At 66.7% G+C, this 22,796-nt stretch carries 25 protein-coding genes and 1 tRNA gene; 9 read left to right on the top strand and 17 right to left on the bottom strand.

The window, feature by feature from the left end; translation table 11 throughout:
* Window positions 1–3 precede the first annotated feature (3 nt).
* A complete protein-coding gene (locus tag DMP03_RS04935; RefSeq protein ID WP_152119601.1) occupies window positions 4–705 on the top strand; it encodes a hypothetical protein in 702 nt (233 codons plus the stop codon).
* A gap of 18 nt (window positions 706–723) precedes the next feature.
* Here the strand turns inward: DMP03_RS04935 and thrC are convergent, their stop codons facing one another.
* From thrC to DMP03_RS04880, 11 genes are all read right to left on the bottom strand, one after another.
* Window positions 724–2,031 carry a threonine synthase gene (gene thrC, locus DMP03_RS04930; RefSeq protein ID WP_152119600.1) on the bottom strand — a complete coding sequence of 436 codons (1,308 nt, stop codon included), beginning with the start codon at window positions 2,029–2,031 and terminating at the stop codon, window positions 724–726.
* 46 nt (window positions 2,032–2,077) lie between these two features.
* On the bottom strand, window positions 2,078–2,434 hold the full coding sequence (locus DMP03_RS04925) for a winged helix-turn-helix transcriptional regulator (RefSeq protein WP_152119599.1): 357 nt from the start codon (window positions 2,432–2,434) through the stop codon (window positions 2,078–2,080).
* 68 nt (window positions 2,435–2,502) lie between these two features.
* On the bottom strand, window positions 2,503–3,390 hold the full coding sequence (gene argF, locus DMP03_RS04920) for an ornithine carbamoyltransferase (protein ID WP_152119598.1): 888 nt from the start codon (window positions 3,388–3,390) through the stop codon (window positions 2,503–2,505).
* Window positions 3,387–4,463: a [LysW]-lysine hydrolase gene (locus tag DMP03_RS04915; RefSeq protein WP_152119597.1), complete on the bottom strand. Its 1,077-nt coding sequence runs from the start codon at window positions 4,461–4,463 to the stop codon at window positions 3,387–3,389. Before DMP03_RS04915 ends, argF begins: the two co-directional genes overlap by 4 nt.
* On the bottom strand, window positions 4,460–5,587 hold the full coding sequence (locus tag DMP03_RS04910) for an aspartate aminotransferase family protein (RefSeq protein ID WP_152119596.1): 1,128 nt from the start codon (window positions 5,585–5,587) through the stop codon (window positions 4,460–4,462). Before DMP03_RS04910 ends, DMP03_RS04915 begins: the two co-directional genes overlap by 4 nt.
* Window positions 5,584–6,393: an acetylglutamate/acetylaminoadipate kinase gene (locus DMP03_RS04905; protein ID WP_152119595.1), complete on the bottom strand. Its 810-nt coding sequence runs from the start codon at window positions 6,391–6,393 to the stop codon at window positions 5,584–5,586. The genes DMP03_RS04910 and DMP03_RS04905 overlap by 4 nt, the downstream gene beginning before the upstream one ends.
* 121 nt (window positions 6,394–6,514) lie before the next feature.
* Window positions 6,515–7,546, bottom strand: a complete 1,032-nt coding sequence (argC, locus tag DMP03_RS04900; protein ID WP_152119594.1) for an N-acetyl-gamma-glutamyl-phosphate reductase — start codon at window positions 7,544–7,546, stop codon at window positions 6,515–6,517.
* The gene (gene lysX, locus DMP03_RS04895) at window positions 7,543–8,409 is read right to left on the bottom strand and encodes a lysine biosynthesis protein LysX (protein WP_152119593.1); all 867 of its coding nucleotides are present in this window, start codon (window positions 8,407–8,409) and stop codon (window positions 7,543–7,545) included. Before lysX ends, argC begins: the two co-directional genes overlap by 4 nt.
* 3 nt (window positions 8,410–8,412) lie before the next feature.
* Window positions 8,413–8,577: a lysine biosynthesis protein LysW gene (gene lysW, locus DMP03_RS04890; RefSeq protein WP_075937775.1), complete on the bottom strand. Its 165-nt coding sequence runs from the start codon at window positions 8,575–8,577 to the stop codon at window positions 8,413–8,415.
* Window positions 8,578–8,758: 181 nt separating this feature from the next.
* Complete coding sequence (gene argH / locus DMP03_RS04885; RefSeq protein ID WP_152119592.1) at window positions 8,759–10,207, bottom strand: argininosuccinate lyase; 1,449 nt, start codon at window positions 10,205–10,207, stop codon at window positions 8,759–8,761.
* Window positions 10,208–11,500, bottom strand: a complete 1,293-nt coding sequence (locus DMP03_RS04880; RefSeq protein ID WP_152119591.1) for an argininosuccinate synthase — start codon at window positions 11,498–11,500, stop codon at window positions 10,208–10,210.
* A gap of 295 nt (window positions 11,501–11,795) precedes the next feature.
* Here DMP03_RS04880 and DMP03_RS04875 point away from each other — a divergent pair, with 295 nt between their 5' ends.
* Together DMP03_RS04875 and DMP03_RS04870 are read left to right on the top strand one after the other, a co-directional pair.
* Window positions 11,796–11,969 (top strand): DUF7554 family protein, encoded by a 174-nt coding sequence (locus DMP03_RS04875; protein ID WP_197739296.1) that lies wholly within the window; start codon window positions 11,796–11,798, stop codon window positions 11,967–11,969.
* 23 nt (window positions 11,970–11,992) lie between these two features.
* Window positions 11,993–12,472: a 2'-5' RNA ligase family protein gene (locus DMP03_RS04870; RefSeq protein ID WP_152119590.1), complete on the top strand. Its 480-nt coding sequence runs from the start codon at window positions 11,993–11,995 to the stop codon at window positions 12,470–12,472.
* Here DMP03_RS04870 and DMP03_RS04865 read toward each other — a convergent pair whose 3' ends face one another.
* Window positions 12,473–14,647 carry an ATP-dependent DNA helicase gene (locus tag DMP03_RS04865; protein WP_225871824.1) on the bottom strand — a complete coding sequence of 725 codons (2,175 nt, stop codon included), beginning with the start codon at window positions 14,645–14,647 and terminating at the stop codon, window positions 12,473–12,475.
* A 166-nt stretch (window positions 14,648–14,813) separates the two neighbouring features.
* Complete coding sequence (locus DMP03_RS04860) at window positions 14,814–15,773, bottom strand: cation diffusion facilitator family transporter (protein ID WP_152119589.1); 960 nt, start codon at window positions 15,771–15,773, stop codon at window positions 14,814–14,816.
* A 58-nt stretch (window positions 15,774–15,831) separates the two neighbouring features.
* On the opposite strand from DMP03_RS04860, the gene DMP03_RS04855 reads away from it, so the two are divergent.
* On the top strand, window positions 15,832–16,353 hold the full coding sequence (locus DMP03_RS04855) for a metallophosphoesterase (protein WP_152119588.1): 522 nt from the start codon (window positions 15,832–15,834) through the stop codon (window positions 16,351–16,353).
* A gap of 60 nt (window positions 16,354–16,413) precedes the next feature.
* Here DMP03_RS04855 and DMP03_RS04850 read toward each other — a convergent pair whose 3' ends face one another.
* Complete coding sequence (locus DMP03_RS04850; RefSeq protein WP_152119587.1) at window positions 16,414–17,145, bottom strand: ArsR/SmtB family transcription factor; 732 nt, start codon at window positions 17,143–17,145, stop codon at window positions 16,414–16,416.
* 75 nt (window positions 17,146–17,220) lie between these two features.
* Between DMP03_RS04850 and DMP03_RS14755 the strand changes: the two genes are divergently transcribed.
* Window positions 17,221–17,352 (top strand): DUF7859 family protein, encoded by a 132-nt coding sequence (locus DMP03_RS14755; protein ID WP_263969973.1) that lies wholly within the window; start codon window positions 17,221–17,223, stop codon window positions 17,350–17,352.
* Here the strand turns inward: DMP03_RS14755 and DMP03_RS04845 are convergent.
* Window positions 17,349–18,353 carry a threonine aldolase family protein gene (locus tag DMP03_RS04845; protein WP_152119586.1) on the bottom strand — a complete coding sequence of 335 codons (1,005 nt, stop codon included), beginning with the start codon at window positions 18,351–18,353 and terminating at the stop codon, window positions 17,349–17,351. The two genes, DMP03_RS14755 and DMP03_RS04845, sit on opposite strands and share 4 nt — an antisense overlap.
* 81 nt (window positions 18,354–18,434) lie before the next feature.
* Between DMP03_RS04845 and DMP03_RS04840 the strand changes: the two genes are divergently transcribed.
* Window positions 18,435–19,517, top strand: coding sequence for an aminopeptidase (locus DMP03_RS04840; protein ID WP_152119585.1), 1,083 nt, complete (start codon window positions 18,435–18,437; stop codon window positions 19,515–19,517).
* Window positions 19,518–20,442: 925 nt separating this feature from the next.
* Here DMP03_RS04840 and DMP03_RS04835 read toward each other — a convergent pair.
* A tRNA-Arg gene (locus tag DMP03_RS04835) sits at window positions 20,443–20,518 on the bottom strand.
* Window positions 20,519–20,610: 92 nt separating this feature from the next.
* Here DMP03_RS04835 and serB point away from each other — a divergent pair.
* The 3 genes from serB (at window position 20,611) to DMP03_RS04820 (ending at window position 22,556) form a co-directional block, all read left to right on the top strand.
* A complete protein-coding gene (gene serB, locus DMP03_RS04830) occupies window positions 20,611–21,243 on the top strand; it encodes a phosphoserine phosphatase SerB (RefSeq protein WP_152119584.1) in 633 nt (210 codons plus the stop codon).
* A 188-nt stretch (window positions 21,244–21,431) separates the two neighbouring features.
* The gene (locus DMP03_RS04825) at window positions 21,432–21,653 is read left to right on the top strand and encodes a hypothetical protein (protein WP_152119583.1); all 222 of its coding nucleotides are present in this window, start codon (window positions 21,432–21,434) and stop codon (window positions 21,651–21,653) included.
* A 39-nt stretch (window positions 21,654–21,692) separates the two neighbouring features.
* Window positions 21,693–22,556, top strand: coding sequence for a MaoC/PaaZ C-terminal domain-containing protein (locus DMP03_RS04820; RefSeq protein ID WP_152119582.1), 864 nt, complete (start codon window positions 21,693–21,695; stop codon window positions 22,554–22,556).
* Here the strand turns inward: DMP03_RS04820 and DMP03_RS14220 are convergent.
* Complete coding sequence (locus DMP03_RS14220; RefSeq protein ID WP_172967077.1) at window positions 22,553–22,729, bottom strand: hypothetical protein; 177 nt, start codon at window positions 22,727–22,729, stop codon at window positions 22,553–22,555. The two genes, DMP03_RS04820 and DMP03_RS14220, sit on opposite strands and share 4 nt — an antisense overlap.
* Window positions 22,730–22,796: the final 67 nt, after the last annotated feature.

The following is a 22,796-nucleotide window of genomic DNA, read 5'->3' as shown; positions in this document are numbered from 1 at the left end:
GGTATGCGACGGTCCACCCTTGTCCTCCTCGCGCTCCTTTTCGTCGTCGTGCTCGCCGCGAGCGCCGTCGGTAGTGCACCACCACCCGTCGACGTGTGCGGCATCTGTGGACTGGCCGACGACGAGGGGTATCCGCCCGACCAGCCCGACGCGGTGATACTCGACAGTTCACTCACCGTCACCGTCGCCGAGGACGGCACGACCCGGTGGGTGGAGACGGCGACCGTCGGCGAGGCGACGGCGCGGCGACTCCGGACGGACGAGTCGTATCGGGAACGCGTCGTCGAAAGCGAGCGCATCGTCACGCGCCCGCGGAATCTGACGGCAACGCTCGACGGCCAACGGGTCACCGTTCGCTACGGCGGCCAACGGCCGGCGACGCGGCGACTCGGTGGCGTCGTGGTGTTCGACTTCGACCAGTCGAGCTACCGGCCTTCGATTGGGGAGTACGCGGTGACGGTTCGGGGCCCGGGCGAGACGGTTCCACGCCTGATTCCGGGCAACGGCGAGCGCGCGAACGAGACGGTGGTCTGGCCGACTGCGGCGACCGACGGCTTCGGGCGGACGCAGGTCGTCTTCGGCCCGTCTGGACCGGTCGGAGCGGTGTTCGGATACGCCGTCGCGCGACCGTTGCGTGTGGTCGTGGGCGCACTGCTCGGCGGCGCGATACTCGTCGTCGGGCGGCGGGTCAGCCGGTCGCCGTAAGAACGTCGGGAGTGTCGACTACAGCAGGCGACGGAGCAACCCGAGCAGTCCGCTCCCGCCGACGGATTTGCCGGCGAGGTGTCGGAGGATGTCGTCGGTGTCGTTCGGGACACCCTCGGGGGCGTTACCGGCGGCCGCGGCGGCGTCGGGGTCTTTCAGCAGGTGGCCGGTCGTGAGACAGACCACGTCTTCGCCGGTGGAGATTTCGCCGCTGGCGACGAGTTTGCGGAGGCCGGCGACGCTCGCCGCGCTCGCCGGTTCGACGCCGATGCCCTCGCCGGCGAGGTCCCGCTGTGCGTCCGTGATTTCGGCGTCGGAGACGGCGACAGCGGTGCCGCCCGTCTCGCGGATTCCCGGCAGCGCTTTCGGCGCGTTGACGGGGTTGCCGATGCGGATTGCGGTCGCGATTGTCTCGACCTCCACCCAGCGGCGGGTCTCGTCGTTCCCCTCGCGAATCGCCTCGACCATCGGCGCGGCCCCCTCCGCCTGCACGCCGGTCAGCTTCGGCACGTCGCCGGGCGCGAGCGCGCCCGACTGGACGAGTTCGCGGAAACACTTGTACAGCGCGGCGGTGTTACCGGCGTTCCCGACCGGAAGGACAATGCGGTCCGGGAACCGACCCTCCTCGTTACGGAACCGTTCGAGGATTTCGAGACCGATCGTCTTCTGGCCCTCCAGTCGGTACGGATTGAGAGAGTTCAGGAGGTACGCCTCGCCGCGGTTCGCGAGGTCCTGCACGCGGTCGAGACAGTCGTCGAAGTTGCCGTCGACCTCGAGGATGCGCGCGCCGTGGAGACTCGCCTGCGCGATTTTGCCGGCGGCGACTTTTCCCTCCGGGAGGAGCACGAGCGTTTCGAGTCCGGCGCGGGCACCATAGGCCGCGAGCGCGGCGGAGGTGTTCCCGGTCGAGGCGCAGGCGAGCCGGTCCACGTCGAGCTCCTGTGCGACCCGGACGCCGACGGTCATCCCCCTGTCTTTGAACGAGCCGGTCGGGTTCATCCCCTCGTGTTTGACGCGGAGGTTCCGGACGCCGATGTCGTCTTCGAGTCGCGGCACCTCGTGGAGTTGGGTGCCGCCCTCGGGGAGCGAGACGCCCGCCTCAAACGGGAGCGCGGCGCTGTAGCGCCACACGCGCTCGTCGCCGGAGAAGTCGTCGAACGTCGGGTAGTCGGCGTAGCGGACCTCCAGCAGGCCGTCACACTCCGGGCAGGTGAAGACGACATCGTCGAACGGCGGCAGGGTGTGAGAACACTCGATACAGTGGAGCCACACGTCGTCGGCCCCCTCCGGGGGCGTGGGGTGGTCGGGCAGCGTCAGGTTGGCCATGCCACATGTGTGCGGTCACGGCACAAATAGCGGGCGGTCGCGACAGTTACTCCTCGGCGGCCAGGTGCGTCTCGCCCCACTCGCGCATCGACTCGATGACAGGTTCGAGTGAGGCTCCGCGCTCGGTGACGGAGTACTCGACGCGGAACGGTTTCTCGCTCACGACCTCACGAGCGACCAGCCCGTGGTCTTCGAGCTGTTCGAGCGAGTCCGACAACACCTTCGAGGAGATGCCGTCGACGGCCCGCTGGAGGTCGTTGAACCCCCGCTCCTCGGTGATGAGCCGGTGGATGATGACCGGGTGCCACTTCTTGCCGAGGATGGTCGCGGTCGCGGTGATCGGACACCACTCTTCGCCGGCACACCACACTTCGAGTCGGTCGTCGGTCTCGCTGTCGCTCATGTATGAAGGTTCGAGAGAGGGATAAAAAGCATTACCGAGAGTAACCGAGTTTCTAGCGGAGAGTCGGCTCAGACGAGTCCGGCGAGCAGTCCCTTCTGTGCGTGGAGGCGGTTTTCCGCCTGCTGCCAGACGACGGCGTTGTCGCTTTCCAGCGCCGCGTCGGTCACCTCCTCGCCGCGGTGGGCGGGCAGACAGTGCATCAGCGGGCGGTCGCCGAGTCGTTCGGGCGTAATCTGGAACCCCTCGAAGGCCGCCAGCTTCTGCTCGCGCTCGTCCTCTTGGCCCATCGAGACCCATACGTCGGTGTAGACGATGTCGGCGTCGGCGATGGCGGCGTCGGGGTCGTCGGTGAGCGTCGGCGACCCGCCGAGGTCGCCCGCGCGGTCAAGTACGTCCCTGCCGGGACCGTAGCCGTCCGGCGTCGCCACGGTCAAATCGAGGTCGGTCATCGCGGCCCCCTTGATGAGCGAGCGACAGACGTTGTTGCCGTCCCCGACCCACGCGACGGAGGCGTCGAACCCCCCCGTCAGCTCGCGAATCGTGAGCAGGTCGGCGAGCGTCTGACACGGGTGGGCATCGTCGGTCAGGCCGTTGACGACCGGAATCGAGGCGTACTCGGCGAGTTCGGTCACGTCCGAGTGGTCGAACATCCGGGCCATCACCACGTCGACGTACCGCGAGAGGACGCGTGCGGTGTCCCTGATTGGTTCACCGTGGCCCAGTTGGATGTCGTTCGGACCGAGAAAGAGGGCGTGGCCCCCCAGGTGTGTCATCCCCGTCTCGAAGGAGATGCGCGTGCGCGTTGAGGGTTTCTCGAAGATCATCGCCATCGAGTCGCCGGCGAGTTCGGGATGGGCCGTGCCGTGCCGGAGCCGTTCTTTCAGGTCCTCGGCGCGGGTGAGTACGTCGGCCAGTTCATCGCTGGTCAGGTCGTCGATATCGGTGAAGTGTGTCATAGGCGTGTCGCCACCTCTTCAAGCACGGCAGTCGCGCGGTCGAGTTCCGCGAGCGGGAGTCGTTCGTTCGGTGCGTGATCGAGGCCCGAATCGCCGGGACCGTACGTCGCCATCGGCACGTCCCACGGCGTGAACAGGTTCATGTCGCTGGTGCCGGTCTTCCGGAGGAGCCGCGGGTCGCCGTCGGCGTTGCGGATAGCCACCCGGAACGCGCGGGCCGCCTCGCTGCGCGGTGAGACCATCACCGGCGGGACGGAGTCGTGCCAGTTCACGTGGCCGGCGTCGAGTTCGGCGTCGGCGCGCTCGCGCACGTCAGCGACCGATAATCGGGGCGGGACGCGGAGTTGCACGTCGAGTGTCGTCTCGACGCTGAGTCCGTCCTCGCTCGTCCCGCCGTCGACGGCAATCGGCTTGGCCGTCACTTGCTCGAACGTCGGCTCGTAAGGGTCGTGTTCGAATCTGTCCTCGACGCGGTTCCACCATCCCAGCCCGTGCTGGATGGCGTTCGGTTCCGGTCGGGAGGTGTGGCCGGATTCGCTGGTCGCGACGTACGTCCCCGAGAGGATGCCGCGGTAGCCGAGGGTGACACCGTCCCAGCCGGACGGCTCACCGTTGATGACGGCGTCGGGGGCCTCGCGCGTCTCCACGAGGTGGTGGGCACCGCGGGAGTCGACCTCCTCGCCGACGACACCGGCGAAGGAGACGCCGGTTCGGACGGCGGCGACGGCCATCGCGACCAGCGGCCCGGTCGCGTCGACGCTGCCGCGGCCCCACAGGACGGGACCGTCGGCCTCGTACTCGTCCGCGTCGTCGGTTTGCTCGACGCGCACCGGAATCTCGCCTGAGACGGTGTCGATGTGTGAGGTAAGCAGGAGCGAGTCGTCGGCCGGCGCGCGGACGTTGCCGACCTCGTCGAGCCACACCTCGCGGTCGTTCGCCTCGAAGAAGGCCGCGAGTCGCTCGGCGGCCTCGCTCTCCTCGCCCGTCGGCGAGGGAATCGACACGAGGTCATACAGTAGTTCACGCGCTTCGGTGTCCGCGCTGTCGTTCGGAGCGAGCGCAGTCCGGGTCACGACACGACCGCCTCGATTGCATCGACGACCGCATCACACTCCTGTTCGTCGACGACGAGCGGCGGGAGCAGGCGGAGCACGGTCCGGCCGGCCGGCAGCGCGAGCACCTGGTGGTTGAGCGCCAAGTCGCGCAGCAGGCGGTTCGCTCCGCGTTTCACCTCGATGCCGACCATCAGCCCCTCGCCGCGCACGTCGCGCACGTCGTCGCCGACGCGCTCGGTGAGCTGCTCGCGGAGATACTGGCCCATCTCGGCGGCGTGGTCGGGAAGATTCTCGTGTTCGAGCACGTCGAGCGTCGCGCCGGCGGCCGCACAGACGACCGGCGTACCGGAGAAGGTGGAGCCGTGGCTGGCCGCGCCGTCGGCGACCCAGTCGCGGACGAGCGTCGCCCCGAGCGGGAGTCCCGAGGCGAGCCCCTTCGCCGAGGTGAGGACGTCCGGTACCACGTCGTGCTGCTCGCAGGCCCACATCGTCCCGGTGCGCCCGAGTCCGGTCTGAATCTCGTCCATGACGAGCGCAGCGCCGTGTTGTGCGGTGTGGACGCGCACCGCCTGCAGATACTCCGTCGAGGCGGGATTGATGCCACCCTCGCCCTGGAGCGGTTCGAGGATGACGGCCGCGGTCTCGTCGTCGACGGCCTCGGCCATCGCCTCGGCGTCGCCGTAGGGGACGAACTCCACGTCCCCGATGAGCGGTTCGTATGGCTCTTTGTACTCGTCTTTCCACGTCGTGGCGAGAGCGCCCATCGTGCGCCCGTGGAAGCCGCGGGTCGTGGCGATAATCTTGGTGCGGTCGGTCGCGGAGCGAGCGAACTTCAGCGCCGCCTCGTTCGCCTCCGTGCCGGAGTTACAGAGCCAGACGTTGTCGACATCGCTCGGCGCAACGTCGGCGAGTTGGTCGTACAGCGCGGTGCGGGCCGCCTGCGGGTAGGAGGCCTGCACGTACAGCAGGTCCTTCGCCTGCTCCGTGATGGCGTCGACCACGTCCGGGTGACAGTGGCCGACGGGCGTACAGGCGTAGGAGGCCCCGAAGTCGAGATACTCGGTGCCGTCACGCGCCGTGAGTATCGCGCCCTCGCCCGACTCCATCGGAATGGGCTTCTCGGAGAAGACGAAGGAACTCATGCGAGCGCCTCCGGGTGAATGTGAGTTCCACCCGCATCGAGTGCGGTCAGAATCGGTCGGTCGGCGTTGGCCGACGCGACGACGACCTCACGGGCACCGGACTCGAGGGCCTCGGTGGCGGCCATCACCTTCCGGGTCATGAACCCTTCCGCGGCGTCGGTGAGGGCGTCGTACTCCGCGGACGTCGCGACGGATTCGATGCGCGTGCTGGGGTCGGCGGGGTCGGCGTAGACACCTTCTACGTCGGTGAGGACGACGAGCGTCGCCCCGAGTGCGCCGGCGACTGCCGCGGCCGCGCGGTCGGCGTCGGTGTTGACCGCCGTTCCATCGGCGAGTATCGGCGGCGACGCGACTGGCGTGTAACCGCCCGCGAGCAGCGTCTCGAGCAGGTCGGCGTTCACCTCCTGAATCGTCCCGGAGTGGTCGCCGCGGCGAATCTTCTTTTTTCCGTCCTCGACGACACGGACCGCCGACTTGCGCTTGCCCGTGAGCAGGCCGCCGTCGACGCCGGAGAGTCCGACGGCGTTCACGCCGGCGTTCTGGAGGCCGGTGACGAGGTCGGTGTTCACCAGCCCGGGCAGCGCCATCTTGAACACGTCCATCGTCTCCTCGTCGGTGAAGCGACCGACGACGCCCGAGGGCGTCTCGACGTACTCCGGCGCTTTCCCCATCGCGTCGAGGGTGTCGTCGACGGCGGTGGAGCCGCCGTGGACGACGACACAGTCCTCGTCCAACTCGGCGATATCGGCGAGTGCGCCCTCGGGGTTGACGGCGCGTGCGCCGCCGATTTTGACGACGACTGTCACGCTGTCCACCTCGTGGACGCGCCGGCCGAATTAGTACGGGCGGGAATGGAAGGGGCTGTGCTCGTAATCGCCTGAAAATCGTCGTTCGTCATGGTACTGAAAATCGACTCGAAAGAGGGCATCACGGCGCTCCCACCGGGTGGAGTCCGGTGTGTTCGAGACCGGCGGTCTCGTCCAAGCTGTATGCGATGTTGGCGGCGTGGACGGCCTGTCCGGCGGAGCCTTTCATCATGTTATCGATGGCCGAGAAGACGACGAGTCGCTTGTTCGCGGCGTCGAGTTCGAAACCGACCTCCGCGAAGTTGGAACCGGCGACGGCCTTCGGCTCGGGGTAGCGATACACTCCGCCGCCGCCCGAGGCGAGCCGGACGAACGGCTCGTCCTCGTAGCTGCCGCGGTAGGCTCCCCAGAGGTCGCCCTTGGAGACGGGCGAGTTCGGGAAGACGTGACAGGTTGCGCTCGCGCCGCGAATCATGTCGACCGCGTGGACGGTAAAGGACACGTCGATGCCGAGATACTCGCTGATTTCGGCCTCGTGACGGTGGCCCGTCGGCGCGTACGGGCGAACGACGCCGGAGCGCTCGGCGTGTGAGGCGGCCTTTCCGCCGCTCGCGCCTCCCTCCGAGGAGCCGACCTTCACGTCGATGACGACCTGTTCGTCACCCGAGAGGATGTCGGCCTCGAAGAGCGGAAGCAGCCCGAGGATGGAGGCGGTCGCGTTACAGCCGCCGGCGGCGATGAGATTCGCGCCGGGGAGATTCGCACGGTTCAGTTCCGGGAGCGCGTACTCCGCGTCGGCGAGCAGTTCCGGGCGGTCGTGGCCGTCGTAGTACTCGTCGTAGGTCGACGCCTCGGGGAGACGGAAGTCCGCCGAGAGGTCGACGACGGTGTCGGCCGCGTCCCGAAACGCGTCGATGTGTTGCATCGAGACGCCGTGTGGCGTCGCGGCAAAGAGCACGTCCACCGACTCGAGGTCCGCAGGGTCCGAAAAGCGGAGGTCGAGATGGCGGAGGTTCGGGTGGGCGTGGCCGACGGTCTTGTTCTCGTACTCGCGGGAGGTGGCCTGTACCAGCTCGAAGTCGGGGTGGCCGTCGACGAGCCGACACAGCTCGCCGCCGGTGAAGCCGGAGCCGCCGACGACGGCAGCCCTCATACGGTGGCCTCCATCCCGGCCTCGGCGCGGGCTTCGAGCCAGTCCACGACGGTAGCGGGCACGTCTGTTTCGGCGACCTCGTTGAGCGCCTTGAACTCGACCGTGTGGTTCACCTCGTGGACGGTGTAGGCGTCGCCCGTCTCCATCAGGTCGACGCCGAGCAAGCCGCCCCCGACCGACTCGCTGGCGCGGGCGACGAGGTCGCGCATCTCGTCGTCCACCTCGGTGTGTTCGGTCTCCGCGCCCTTCGCGGCGTTGGTGAGCCAGTGGTCCGACGAGCGGGCCATCGCGGCGACCGGCTCGCCGTCGGTGGCGAGCACGCGGATGTCGCGGCCCGGCTTCTCGACGAACTCCTGGATGTAGAACACCTTGTGCTCGTAGTGGCCGAGCGTCTCCTTGTGTTCGAGGATGGCCTCGGCCGCAGAGCGGGTGTCGATTTTCGCCATGAGACGCCCCCACGAGCCGACGACCGGCTTGATGACGCAGGGGTAGCCGAACGACTCGATAATCTCCATGGCCGCCTCCTTGGTGAACGCGACCTCGGTGTTCGGGGTCGGGATGCCGGCGTCCGCGAGGACGAGGCTGTTGTGCGCCTTGTCGGCACAGACGGCGGCGGTCTCCGGGTCGTTGACGACCGGCACGTCGTACTGCTCGACGAAGCGGGTGACGTACCGCGAGCGCGAGGTCGCGAGACAGCGATCGATGACGAGGTCACAGCCCTCGATGTCGGCCGGTGGCTCCGTCAGCCCGAACCGCTGTTTGCGCACGTCAATCTTTACCACGTCGTGGCCGCGCTCGCGCAGCTCCGAGAGGAGGAGCTTCTCGTCCCGGCGGATCCGCGAGTACAACATGCCGATTCGCATCGCTTACTCGCCCCAGTCTTCCTCCAGTTCGGGCGCGGTGTCGAGCTCGACGGGGTCGGTCCCCAGCACCTCGAGCTCCGCGCCACACGTCGCACAGTCAACAATCTCGCCGACTTCCAAATCGTCGTGGAGGGTCACGTCCGCTCCACATTCAATGCACTCTGTCATCAGTCATCTATCCACACCACATCCCCTTAACTCCGTCGGATGTGTCAACTAAAATTAACTGTTTGGCGCCGCTGCTATAGAGGTAGAGCGCGTCCGAAGCCGGTTTCTGATTCGAGTACCAGAATGTTGTTATGTGTCCCCGGAGGGGGACGGCGGCAGTGGCCGCCGCCGCAGGAACGGCTCAGACATAGGAATCGACCTCCGTCTCCAGGAGGTTCGCGCCGTCGGTGAGCGTCTCGCGGCGCGCAGCGAGGGCCGCCTCGGCGTCGGCAACGTCGCCCGCGGCGCGGTCGAGCGCGGCGGCGACGGTCTCGGGTGCCGGCCCGCCGTGTGAGTCGCGCGAAGCGACACTCTCGGTCGGGTCGAGTGCGGCATCGAGTGCGGCCACGTCGACGTACTCACCGAGGTCGACGCCGGCATCGGCCGCGGCCGACTCGATTGCCGCGCGGTCGGCCCCCTGTTCTGCGGCCTCGGCCACGACTTCGTGGGCCGTGCGGAACGGGAGTCCGCCGGCCGCGAGCAGGTCCGCGACGCCGGTCGCCGTCGAGAAGCCCGCGCCCGCCTCCTCCGCGAGCGTCTCGTCGTTCCAGTCGGCCGTGGCGACCGCGCCGGCGGCCACCTCGGCCGCCTCGGCCACGGCGTCGACCGACTCGAAGGCGTGGCCGTGGGCGCGCTGGAGGTCGCGGTTGTACGCGCGCGGTAGCCCCTTCAGCGTCGTGAGCAGACCGTTGAGACCGGCGCTCGCGTCGCCGGCGGCGGCACGCACCAGCTCCAGCGAGTCGGGGTTCTTCTTCTGTGGCATTATCGAGGAGGTCGACGCGTAGTCGTCGTGGAGGTCGACGTATCCCTTGTTCGCGAAGACGATGATATCCTCCGCGACCCCCGAGAGGGTCGTCGCGAGGGTGGCGAGCGCGGCCGTTGTCTCGGTGAGGAAATCACGCGCCGAGACGGCGTCCATGCTGTTCTCGACGACGGAGTCGAAGCCGAGCAGGTCGGCGGTGCGCCCGCGGTCGATATCGAACGTCGTGCCGGCAAAGGCCGCCGCGCCGAGCGGCGAGCGATTCGTGCGGTCGAAGGCCGCGAGCAGACGCTCGGTGTCCCGAGCGAGCGCCGACTCGTACGACAGCAGGTAGTGGCCGACGGTCGTCGGCTGGGCGAACTGCAGGTGGGTGAAGCCGGGCATCGTCGTCTCGGCCTCCTGTTCGGCCAACTCACACAGCGATTCGCGGAAGGTGAGCACGGTCTCGACGGCACCGAGGAGGTCGTCACGGAGGCGATAGCGCAGACACGTCGCCACCTCGTCGTTGCGTGAGCGCCCGGTGTGCATCTTCCCCCCAACTGGGCCGATACGGTCGATAACGGCCGTCTCGATTGCCGAGTGCACGTCCTCCCCGTCCGGGAGGTCGTCGTGGCCGCTGGCCTCGACGGCGTTGAGCGCGGCCAGAATCTCGCTCGCCTCGTCGTCCGCGATGATGTCCTGTTCGGCGAGCATGACGACGTGGGCGCGGTCCACCTGCAGGTCGGCGTGGAAGATGCACTCGTCGGCCGCGAGCGACGAGAGGAATCCGCGGGCGGGGCCGCCGCTGAACCGTTCGCGCCGCACCACGTCGCCCGCAGATTCCCCGCTCATCTACTCGTCCTCCTCCTGTTTCTTCGCCGTCTGGTCGATGTCCGTCCCGGAGAGGGGCGATTCCTCGCCGATCCCCCCGTCGGTAGCGGTGACGCCCTGTTCCTTGTTCGCGGCCGCGATGCGGCGGTTCGCGAGACGCTCCTGGAAGCCGTGGTACTTGGCGACGCCCGTCGCGTCGGCCTGCTCGATACTGCCGGTGACGGCCTCGGTGTTGAACGAGGCGGCCTCGGCGGAGTAGACGGCGTACGGTGACTCGCGCCCGACGACGCGCGCCTGTCCGCCTTCGAAGCGGATGGTCACGGTGCCCGTCACGCGCTCGTTCGTCGTCGCGATAAAGGCGTCGAGCGCCTTCATCAGCGGGCCGTCGATGAGCCCCTGATACCCCTTCTCGGCCCACTGGTTGTCGACCTGCGTCTTGAACGAACGCTCCTCCTTCGTGAGCACGAGGTCCTCGAGTCCCTGGTGAGCGTTGAGCAGCGTCGTCGCGGCCGGATGCTCGTAGTTCTCGCGTACCTTCAGCCCGAGCATGCGGTCTTCCATCACGTCGGTGCGACCGACGCCGTAGGAGCCGGCGAGTTCGTTCAGCGTCTCGATGAGTTCCACGTCGTCGTACTCCTCGCCGTTGAGCGCAACGGGATACCCCTTCTCGAAGGTGAGCTCGATTTCCTCCGTGGCGGCGGACGGCAGTTCCGTCCACTCGTAGATGTCCTCACCGGGGACGAAGCTCGGCTCTTCGAGTTCCTTCCCCTCGACGGAGCGAGACCAGAGGTTCGTGTCGATTGAGTAGTCGCCGCCCTTGCCGGCTTCGACCGGGAGGTCGCGTTCTGCGGCGTACTCCTGTTCCCACTCGCGGGTGAGACCGAGTTCGCGCACGGGGGCGATGACCTCGAGGTCGGAGTCGCGCCAGACCGCCTCGAAGCGGAGCTGGTCGTTTCCTTTGCCGGTACAGCCGTGGGCGATGCCGGTACAGCCCTCCGCTTCGGCGACGCTGAGGATGGCCTTCGCGATGACCGGGCGAGCGAGGGCGGTGCCGAGCGGGTAGCCCTGGTAGGTGGCGTTGGCGCGGACGGCATCGAGTGCGAGCGCGGCGAATTCGTCTTTGGCGTCGATGACGTGGATGTCGAGTCCGAGCGCGTCGGCCGTCTCTTCTGCCTCGGTGAACTCGGCGTCGGGTTGGCCGACGTCGACCGTGACCGCGATGACCTCGTCGTAGCCGTACTCTTCTTTCAGTAGCGGGACGCAGACCGTCGTGTCAAGCCCGCCGGAGAAGGCGAGCGCAACTGTATCCGTCATATGTGTGTTGTGGGTGTGTGGCTACCGCCGACCGGGCGGTAAATCGTTGAAAGCGGGCGACCGTCGTGGAAAATAGGTATTGTGCGGGCTCAAAGGCCCGGCCGCGGTCGCCGCGAGAGAACGAGCACACCGCTCGACGTGGAAGCCGCGCCGCCACGAGTGAGGGTGTGGTGCATCGTACCTCTCTGTACCTACCACGCGATATTAAACACTTGTGCAAGCGCAACGTTGTCCGACCGTGGTAACACTCAACGTGCCCAGTCAACTTATCAGGCCGACCGACGAACGCGGGGTCATGGACGAAGATGGCGTGTTGAAGCTGGTATTGGTGCTCGTCGCCCTCTGGGTCGGGTTGGAGATACTGGGCGCGATACTCGACGTGACGTTCACGCTGCTCGGTGCGCTCGACTCCATCATCGGGCTGATTATCATCGCGCTCATCGTCGCGTTCCTCCTCGATAGGATTTAGCGACCGGCGCGACACTACCGAGCGTGCACAGCGTCAACGTTCCCGTCCCGGGCGATATCATCCGACTCGCACGGGGACTCGCAAGCGAGTGTCTGACCGCGACCCCGCGTCGCGGCCACAGTCTCGTCGTGAAACGACTGCCCGACGAGCGACTGCGAGGGATGGTCCGCCAGGTCAGGTCGGTGCTCGACGGCGTCGACCCCTTCGAGATCCGCATCGAGGCGGTCGACCTGTTTCGCCAGCCACCGACGGGGACCGCCCCGGTGGCGTATCTCGCCGTCGACTCTGCCGGGCTCGAACAGCTCCACCAGAAACTGTGTCAGGTGTTCGACCCCGTCGAGGGGTTCGAGGGCGAGGAGTACGACCCCCACGTCACAATCGCGCGTGGCGGCGACGCGGCGAGTCTGCTGGGCCGGGAGATCGAGCCGCGAGAGTGGACCGTCGACCGGCTGGCCGTGTGGCATCCGGGCCGCGAGATGGAAGTCGAATCGATCGCGCTGTAGCTACGGCTGTGGTGGCGGGCCGTCCCACGCGTCCATGTCGGCGTAGAAATTCAACATCGCGTACTTCAGCTTCTGAGACGCGATGTCGATGTGTTCGGCCCGCTCTTGTTCGGGGAACGAGGAGAACACCGAGTACTGACCCATCTCGCGGGCCTTCGACTGGGTGTAGCGTTCATCGAGGAGCACACGCACGCCGAAGTCGTCGGGCGAGCGCACGACGCGGCCGAGCGCCTGTCGCGTCTTGCGAACCGTCGGCACCTCGACGGCGTACTCCCAGCCGGCGTCCTCGTCGTCGAAGGCGGTCGCATACGCCTGCTCAACAGCGGCCATCCGGTCGTCGAGATGCGGGTACGGGACGCCGACCACGACCACCGACCGGGCTTGGTCGTCGTCGTAGCTCACTCCTTCGGCGAGGGTGCCCCACAGCGACGTGAAGAGGACGCCGTCGTCGTCGCTCGTGAACTCCGCTTTGAGCTCCTGTGCAGAGACGCCCGCGCGGTCGAGATACGGCCGGCCGTCGGTCTCGACCCGGCCGTAGTAGCGCTCGGCCTCACCGTAGGAGGGGAAGAAGACGAGCGTGTTGCCGGGCGTGAGCTGAATCACGTCTTCCAGCGTCTCGGTGATGGTCTCCTGGACCGCGGGGTCGTCGCGCGCGCTGGCGAACAGCGCCGGCGTGTCGACGGCGTAGGTGCGCCGGCGCGACTCCGGAAACTGTTCGCCGTACGCCATCGTCACGGGACCGTCCTCGTCACCACTCCCTACCCCGAGCACGTCGCCGAGCACGTCGAACGGCCGCAAGGTCGCGGACATCAGGACCGCGGCGTGGACGCTCTCGAACAGCGGCTCCGTCACCGACCGGGGGAGACAGGCGAACAGCTCCGCGCGGCCGTACAGCCCGGCGTCGTCCCGGCGCACGGAGACGACCGGATAGGTGGTCTCGTCGGTGCTGTCGACCCACTCGTCGATGAAACCGGCCGCCTGCAGCACGCGACACTCTTTCCGGGTCGTCGTCTCGCCGTCCTTGTACTGCTCCTGATACCGGCGGTCGAGGGTGGAGCCGAGATTCAGGGCGGCTTCGAGGTCCTGTCTGAATCCCGGTCCCTCGTACGCCTCCAGGAAGCCGAGCGTTATCTCGTCGCGGCCCGCCTCGTTGTCGATATCGAGGTCGTGCCAGTCGTCGCCGACGGACTGCTTCTCGCCGAGTGAGAGAGCGGCGTCGTAGCTCTCGGTCAGCCCGGTCAGATACGCCGAGATGACGCGTTCGGCGGCATCGACGCGGTAGTCGTCCACGTCGTCCAGCTCAGTGAGCGCCGAATCGAGCGTCGGCTCCGCGAGCTGTCGGGTGGCGTGGTCGCGGGCCGCCTCCTCGATGTTGTGCGCCTCGTCGAACACCGCAATCACGTCCTCGGGGTCGCGACCGAGCCACCGGAAGAACTGCTCGCGAATCATCGGGTCGAGCAGGTGGTGGTAGTTACAGATGACCAAATCGACGCCGTCCATCCCCTTCTTCAGGAGTTCGTAGCCACAGAAGCCGGCGCGTTCGGCGTAGTCGTACACCTCCTCGGGCGTGCGCACGTCGCCGGTGAGCCACGCGTAGAACTCGTCCGTGTCCTCCGTGAGGTTCGCGTGGTAGCGTTCACAGATGTTCCCCTCGGCTTCGAGGCTCTCGACGCTCTCCTCGACGGTTTCCAGTTCGTCCATCACGGCCGAGCGAGCCTCGCTAGCTTGGTCGTCGCCGTCGCGTGCGGCATCGAGCAGTTCCGCCTGGCGAGCTTCCAGCTCCGCCAACTCCTCCTGTTTCTCGGCGAGTTCGCGGGTCGTGTCGCGGAGCGCCTGACACTCCTCGTACCCCACGTCGATGTGACACATCGACCCCTTCCCTTTGAACACGACCGTCCGAATCTGTTCGTTGCGGGTAATCGCGCGGGCTTCTTCGATGAACTGGCGGGTCTGTTGGTGGACGTTCGTGGAGATGACGACCGTCTTGTTCTCGGCGTCGGCGTACTCCAGTGCGGGGACGAGCGAGGCGAGCGTCTTGCCCGTCCCGCAGGCCCCCTCGAACAGCACGTCGCGTTCGTCGGCGAGCGCGTCGTGAATCCGCCCCATCGCGTCCCGCTGGTGGTCGTACGGCTCCTCGTACGGGAAGTAGCGGAGATACGACGCGCTCTCGCTCACACAGGCGCTCGGTCGTTCTTGGATAAAAAGGGTCGCCCGGCGGAGCGGAAGTAAAGCTAGCGTTTATCACGGATGCCGAGACCACCGGCCGTGTGCGCTGAGCCGTACCCGGGCCGACGCAGGGGAATGCGTGGACGACCGGTCCGGGGCCGTGTCCACCTGTTCGCTACCGCTCCGGTTCGACGTACACCTTCTTGATGTCGGGGTTGGCCTCGATGAGCGACTGCTCGATGGTGGTGATACGCTCGTCCATCTCGCCGGTCGGAATCCGGGCCTCGAAGCTGATGTCGGCTGTGACGAGGACGTTCTCCGGGCCGAAGTAGACGGTCCGGAAGTCGACGATACCGTCGACCCCGTCGGCTTCGAGAACGATATTGCGGAGCTGCTGTTCTGCGTCGGCCGGAACTGACTCACCGAGCAGGAGTCGCTTGTTCTCCCACGCGAGCGCGACGGCAAAGCCCATCAGCATAAGCCCGATGATGGCGGCCGAGGTGGCGTCGTAAATCGGGTTTCCGGTGGTGCGCGTCAGGAAGACGCCGAGGAGGGCGATACCCGCACCGCCGAGAGCAATCGTGTCCTCGGTGAGCGCCGTCAACACGGTCACGTCTGCGGTCTTCGTGAACGCCTCCCGGAACCCGGACCAGCCGTGCTCGTCAATCTGACCGGACATCGAGGCGTACGCCTGTTTGAACGCGTACGATTCGAAGGCGATTGCGCCGACGAGGACGGCGTAGTTCACCCAGACGCTCGGAATCGCCGCACCGACGAGCGGCAGGGTCACCTCCGTCACCTCGACGGGCGCGGGGTGAAACAACGCCTCACGCATGGCGTGATAGCCGTGTTTGAGCGACTCCCAGCCGGCGATGCCAAAGAGGAGCACGCTGACGAGAAACGAGTAGAAGAACTGCGCTTTCCCGTAGCCGAACGGGTGGTCGCGGGTGGCCGACTTCCCGCCGTACCGGAGCCCGATGAGCAGAAAGACCTGATTGCCGGTGTCGGAGATTGAGTGGTACGTCTCCGAGAGCATCGCCGGCGACCCGGTGAGGAGATAGCCGGCGAACTTCAGCACGGCAATCGCGCCGTTCGCGACGAGCGCCGCGAGGACAACTGATTTGCTACTCGCCATTGTCCCGAGGACACGGAGCGACGGCAAAGTCCTTGCCCTCTGGGGACCGAGTTCGCGTATGATTGTCGTGCTCTCCGACACCCACGGGACCACCGGCTCACGGCTCGACGGCCGGACCGCGAGCGCCGTCCGCGAGGCAGACCTCGTCTGTCACTGCGGCGACTTTACGACCGAGACGGTGCTCGACGAGTTCGAGTCCGTCGTGGAGTCGGCCGGCGGAGAGTTCGCGGCCGTCGCCGGCAACAACGACCCGCCGGCCGTCCGCGAACGCATCGGCGACGAGACCGTCGTCGAACACGAGGGCGTCCGGCTGGCGCTCGTCCACGGCCACCGCCACCACGACACCGCACTCGCCATGTTCGGCCGGCAGTCGAACGCGGACCTCGTCTGTGTCGGCCACAGCCACAAGCCCGAGTTTCGACGGCTCGGACAGGTGTCGGTACTGAATCCGGGGAGCCACGCCGACCCGCGCCGCTACCGCCCGGCACACGCAGAGCTATCGGTCGGTGCGAAGGTTATCGGTGGCTCGCTGGTCTCGCCCGACGGCGAGACGTTCGAGCGGTTCGAGCTACCGAGATAGGGGAGGGCCGAAGTCAGCACCTCTCGCTACACGGGGAGTATAAAAAGCCGTGTCCTAAGCTCAAACAGCTCTTTGAGTGTACGACAGAAGGACCGCGGTGCACAACACCAGTAGGCCGCCGAGGAAGAAGACCAGCCCCGGCGGGAGCGAGCCGAACAGCGCATCGCCACCACTCGCGGCCGCCTCCGTCGCCGCCTGGGCCGTCTCCGCGGCGGTCTCCTGTGGCGTCTGTGTCGCCTCGGCGATACTGAATCCACCGCCGTCGTCCGTCGGCGTGGCGGTCTCGGTCGGGGCGGTGTCGCCGGCCGCGCCGCCACCGCCATCTGTGCCACCGCTTGCCGATTCGCCGCCGGGAAACAGTCCGCCGCCGAGGTACTGCTGGACGGCGAGGCTCCCGACGAGCAGGACGCCGACGCTGCCGAGCAGTCGCGACAGCGCGGCCCGCACTCCGGAGGTGCGTTCCTCCTCGGCAGCGACGATGACGAGCGGGCTGTCCGCGGGCGCGTACACGTCCATCTCGCGGCCTTTCTCGGAGTAGGCGGTGCCGGCGACGGTGACGACGCCGGCGTCCTCCAGTCTGGTGAGGTGGTACTGGACGTTCTGGACGGAAGTGTCGACGCGGTCGGCGAGTTTGGCTGGGGAGGCCGGCTCCTCGTGGAGCGTTGCGACGATACTCCGGGCGGTCTCGGAACCGAGGGCGGCGAGCAGGTCGTCGGCGTCCTCGCTGTCGACGCCGACCACTCTGGGGTCGCCGTCGGACGAGATGTCGGGGGAGGAGGGCAGCAGGCTCACACGTTCCCGTGGCCTGCCACCAGTATGAGTTTTGTGAGGGGAAACGCCTATTCGCGTGAGCCAAGACTCAGGCGTATGGTCAACGTGGACCCCGTACTCGTGGTCATCATCGCGCTGCTGTTGGGCGTGGTCCTCTTCGTGTATCTGTTCATCCGGCGGACGCTGCTCGCCTTCTCGGAAGGGATGCGCGACTCCAGGCGCGATTAAAGCGAGCTAGCGGCGTCAATCGCTGTCTCCACGTCCGACCCGTCTACGTCCCAGTGAGTGCAGAACCTGACTTGTTCGGGACCGAATCGCGATGCCAGTACCCCCTCGGCTTCGAGTGCATCGAGGAACGTCTCCGCTGGACCGTCGGTGTCCACGAGTACGATGTTCGTGTCGGGGTCAGAGACGCCGAGTCCCTCGATATCGCGCAGGCCGTCGGCGAGCAGTTGGGCGTTCGCGTGGTCCTCCTGGAGTCGCGTCCGATTTTCGAGGGCGAGCAGTCCGGGGGCAGCTATCATCCCGGCCTGTCGCATTCCCCCGCCGAACAGTTTGCGCACGCGGCGGGCCTCCTCGATGAACGACTCCGGACCGGCGAGAATCGAGCCGACGGGCGCACCAAGCCCCTTCGAGAGACAGAACATCACGGTGTCGACCGGCGCGACGATCTCACTCGCCGGCACGTCAAGGGCGGCCGCGGCGTTGAACAGTCGCGCGCCGTCGAGGTGGACCGAGACGTCGTGGTCGCGGGCAGCCTCGGCGGCGGCAGCGATATCGTCGACGGGGATGGCGATCCCGCCCTTGCTGTTGTGGGTGTTCTCGACACAGAGCAGACTCGTGCCCGGTCGGTGGCCGTCGCGGGCGACGTACCCGTCGTGGACCTGTTCGGGGGCGAGCGCGCCGCGGTCGCCACCGTCGATGGTCCGGGCCTGTACGCCCGAGTGTTGGGCGATGCCGCCGAGTTCCCACTTGTAGATGTGGCTGTCCGTCTCACACAGCAGTTCGTCGCCACGCTCCGTGTGAGTCCGGATGGCGATCTGGTTACCCATCGTGCCGGAGGGAACGTAGAGTGCGGCCTCGGTGCCGACGACCTCGGCGGCGCGGGCTTCGAGTTCGTTCACCGTCGGGTCACCGCGGTACACGTCGTCGCCGACGTCGGCGTCGCGAGCGGCTTCCCGCATCGCTTCGGAGGGTTTCGTCACGGTGTCGGAGCGGAAGTCGAGCATACAGAGGGTTCACGCGGGGAGACAAATACGCGGCGGTCGGGCATCGAAATCCGTTAGGCCGGGCCTCACGACCGTGTGCGTATGGACCCACGGATTCGCGAACACGCGGAAGTCATCGTCGACCACTCCATCGAGGCCGAGGCCGGCGACGATATCGTCATCGACGCCCACCCCGTCGCGGAGGACCTCGTAACGGCGCTCCACGAGCGACTCGCCGACATCGGCGCGAACCCGCTTGCGATTCAGGGGCGTGCGGGCAAGCGATTCCGCCGCGCGTACCTCCGTAACTACGACGGCGAGTTCGAGTTGCCCGACCACGAGATGGCACTGTTCGAGGCGATGGACGCCTACGTCGCCGTCCGCGGGGACGCCAACGTCACCGAGGAGGCCGACATCGACGGCGACGTCCAGACCGCCTACGACCAGACTCGCCAACCCCTACTGGAAGAACGGCTCGGCAAGACGTGGTGTCTCACGCAGTACCCCGCCGCCGCGAACGCCCAGCTCGCGGAGATGAGCACCGAAGCCTACGAGAACTTCGTCTACGACGCCGTCCTGAAAGACTGGGACGAGGTGCGCGAACACCAAGCGCAGATGACCGACATCATGGACGGTGCGGAGTCGGTGCGTATCGTCTCGGGCGAGACGACGGACCTCACGATGAGCGTCGCCGGCAACGAGACGCTCAACGACGACGGCCACGCGAATCTCCCCGGAGGCGAGGTATTCACCGCGCCCGTGCGCGACAGCGTCGACGGCGAGGTGTACTTCGACAAGCCGGTGTATCAGCGCGGGAAGGAGATTACCGGCGCGCGGCTCCGCTTCGAGGACGGGAAGGCCGTCGAGTGGGACGCCGAGAAGAACGCCGACGTGTTGGACGACATCCTCACGACTGATGAGGGCGCGAGATATATCGGCGAGCTCGGCATCGGGATGAACCGCGATATCGGCCGGTTTAGCTACAACATGCTGTTCGACGAGAAGATGGGCGATACGATTCACCTCGCGGTCGGGCGCGCGTACGACGCCTGCGTCGGCGAGGCAAACGAACAGAACGACTCCGCCGTTCACGTCGACATGATCGTCGACATGAGCGAGGACTCGTTCATCGAGGTCGACGGCGAGCGCGTCCAGGAGGATGGGGCCTTCGTGTTTGAGGAGTAGTCCAAACGAGCGAAGCGAGTTTGGACACGAACGGAGCGGGAGCGAGCACCGCGAGCGACACGCGGAGTAGTTCAGCCAAGCAACGCGAGGCTGAACAGAGACGGAGCGGGAGGAACGAACCGAGTGAGTGACGACACGCGGAGTAGTCCAAACGAACGGAGTGAGTTTGGACAAGTAGGGAGCGGGAGCGAGCGCTGCGAGCGACACGCGGAGTAGTTCAGCCAAGCAACGCGAGGCTGAACAGAGACGGAGCGAGAGGAACGAAGTGAACGACGACACGCGTCGCTGTGCAGGTGATGGTCCAGAGGAACGTCGCAGTCGCTTGCGGTCGTTGAAAAACACCCAGCGAGTGAGCCCTCGCTGGATCCCAGGCAGATAACCACCGCCACGGGATGGGGACGGTGGACGCGAAGTGACAACGCGTAAGATGGTACGGTGTTGAGCGCACTCGTACCGGATTGCGGCTCTCGCCGCGGTAGCCCATCTGGCCGGTTACCAGTCCCGATTCTATCTGAACACCTCAACCGATTTTTTCTGTCTGAATGTTGTGGTCTCAGCCAACCACTGTATGGTCCAACGCACTCGTTCGCACATTACACTCTATTCGTCCATCTGGTAGTGTATAAGCGTTGTGCTGTATGCAGTTTTGAGTCTAATTACTGTTCATATCACCTTATACAACACGGTGAAAGAGCTTGTTCGTGGTGTTATATCTCAAAGTAGAGCAGATTTGATGTATTCTACACACGAGAGAACGAGAGGAGTGAGCAAACGCGAAGCGTTTGCGCCTACACCGTGGGAGGAGAGTGCAGGGACCGACGGGCACGGTGGGAGTGGGACTGCGGTCAGACGTGCTCGCTTTGCTGCGCGCGACCTCCCTGCTTCGAATCCCTGTGTCGTCACTACTCGTCTTGCTCGCAGATGACGAGCACGGTGGGATTCGAACCCACGATATTCGGATTAGAAGTCCGACGCTTTGGTCCGAGCTAAGCTACGTGCCCTCACCGCTCGTATCCTCGGCGCGAGCAAAAGCACAACGGCTGGCGACTGCGGGAACCGATGGGTTTGGATACGACGGCGGAGAAGACGGCGTATGCTCATCGCGTTCGACTTCGACGGCACGCTCTCCGACTCCGAGATGACGGTCCTGCTTGGCGAGCAGTGCGGCGTCGCCGACGAGATGGAAGCCATCACGGAACGGGCCATGAACGACGAAATCGACTACGCCACCTCGCTGCGCGAGCGAGCCGCACTCTTGGACGGTCTCTCCGAGGACGCGGCCGCGGAGGCGTGGAACCAAGTCGTCTTGCGCGACGGCGCGGCGGCGGTCATCGACGCGCTCCGCGAGGGAGGCCACACGGTCGCCATCCTGACCGGCGGGTTCGAGACGGGCGTGGCGGCCGCACTCGACGCCGCGGGGACGAGCGTCGATACCATCGTCACGAACCGACTCCCCGTAGAAGCGGGCGCGCTCACCGGCGAGGTGGAGGGTCCGCTCATCGAGGGGACGAAGGACGACGCCCTCGAATCGCTGGCCGCGGAGTACGGCGTCGAGATGTCGGAGACGGTCGCGGTCGGCGACGGAGCCAACGACCTGCCGATGTTGGAGGTCGCCGGGCTGGCGGTCGGATTCGAGCCGAAGCCGGCGGTCGAGTCGTCGTGTGACACGGTCGTCGCGTCGATGCAGGAGCTGTTGGCGACGCTCGAATCACGAGGCGTCGTCTGAAACGGAGTGTGGCTCCCAGTACGGGGCGAACGTCTGTGACTGCTGGCCGACTCACAGGGCGGGAGAGCATCTGCACGAGCGTATGGCTCAGTTTGGGGAGCCGTTTACCGGATAAGCCACGGCGTCAGACGCACGTCAGGCGTTCCGCAGTGCGGTTTTTTGCTGCGAGCGAGCGTAGCCGATACACGATGGTCCGGCTGAATCCGCTGGCGTGGCTCGGGGAACTGGTGGGGAACTATCCGCTACGGCTCTCGGGGGGGTTCGCCGTGCTTGGTGGTGCAGTCGCGACTGCGCTGTCCGTCGGGCCGAACGCGGGCGTGAACGAACTCGTCTCCTTCGCGAGCACCCAGCCGGCGTACGCCGCCGCCGTGGTCTGTGGACTCGCCGTCGTGCTGTTCGTCGACGGCTGACCGCCGGGCTTCTTGTGTTCGCCCATCGTCAGCTTCCGTATGTCTTCGCCACGGGCCGTACGCGAACTGCTGAGTAGCGACGTGGAGACGGTCGGGCCGGCGGCGTTTCTGCGTGCCGCCACCGAGTACCTCTACGGGAGCGGCGTCGACTCCGTCGTCGTCACCGACGAGCACGACGTGCCTGTGGGCATCACCACGGGCAGGGATATCGGCCGGGCCGCCGCCGAGGGACTCGGCTTCGACACGACGCGGGTCCGCGAGGTGATGACCGACACGCTGGTCACCGTTTCCCCCGAGACGACCGGTCGGCAAGCCGCCGAGACGATGCGCGAACACGGGATTCACCACCTACTCGTCGTCGACGACGGCGGAGTCGTCGGCGTGGTCACGGCGACGGACCTCGCGTACGCGATTCCGGACGCGACCGCCGAGAGTGGTGTCGAGGTCGACGTGGACGAACGCGACCGCTACGACGAGGGCGACTGGGCGTTCGACGGCCCTACCGGGTCGGCACTGTCGGTCGGTGACGAGTTCACGTTCGCGAAGACGCTCACCGAGACGGACATCGAGCAGTTCGCCGAGGCGACCGGCGACACGAACCCACTCCATCTCGACGCCGAGTACGCCGGCGCGACCCGGTTCGGCGGACGCATCGCACACGGCGTCCTCACGACGGGCGTCGTCTCGGCCGCGGTCGCACGGCTCCCGGGAATGCCGATCTATCTCGAACAGAACGCCCGCTTCACCGCCCCGGTCCACGGCGGCGAGCGCGTCACGGCGGCCATCGAGGTCGTCGAAGAGGAGACGGCTGACCAGTTCCGGCTCTCGACGGTCGTGACCGACGGGGACAGAGAAGTCGTGTTGGACGGCGACGCGCTCGTGTTGGTCGGCGAGGAACCCTAACGCGGGACGGACTCGTTCGTCTCGTCGGTTCGGTTCGGGAGTCGATTCTGGTTTCGGTAGCCGAAGCTCCGGGGTGCAGCCGCCGTCGTGACACGACGCTCGTCGGTCCAGCGGTCGCGTGTAGTGGTGGTCGTCGGCTGTCCGGGTCGGGTGGTGGATTCTGTGGTGCTCATTTGGGTCGGGGAAGGATGGTCGGCGTGCTGTACGCGCGGTGGCGAAGGGTTATCGGTGGCGTACAGC

The sequence above is a fragment of the Halosegnis rubeus genome (genome assembly GCF_009184545.1).
Classification (GTDB): domain Archaea; phylum Halobacteriota; class Halobacteria; order Halobacteriales; family Haloarculaceae; genus Halosegnis; species Halosegnis rubeus.
This window is presented reverse-complemented; position numbering and strand designations above follow the sequence as displayed.